Raw genomic sequence first — 242 nt, 5'->3', positions numbered from 1 at the left:
GATAAGCCCTGCAACTAAAGTAAACGGAAAACCAATAGAGAAAATATTAAGCTGCGGCGCGGCGCGGGTCATAATGCCAAACGACATATTAATTACCAGCATAGCGGTAAGCGGTGCAAGTGAGAGCACAAGCGCCGTGGTAAACATCCAGCCACCCCAGGTTACTATGTCCCAGTAATGATCCACCGACCACCAATTACCATCAATTGGCAGCACTTCAAAGCTATGTATCACCATTTGAA

At 46.7% G+C, this 242-nt stretch carries 1 protein-coding gene; it reads right to left on the bottom strand.

Going from position 1 to position 242, the window contains the following annotated elements:
* On the bottom strand, positions 1–242 hold a 242-nt coding region (locus AAEY72_RS16090), incomplete at both ends, for a flagellar biosynthetic protein FliR (RefSeq protein ID WP_352311676.1).

This window comes from Psychrobacter sp. W2-37-MNA-CIBAN-0211 (assembly GCF_040309405.1).
GTDB lineage: Bacteria > Pseudomonadota > Gammaproteobacteria > Pseudomonadales > Moraxellaceae > Psychrobacter > Psychrobacter glaciei.
This window is presented reverse-complemented; position numbering and strand designations above follow the sequence as displayed.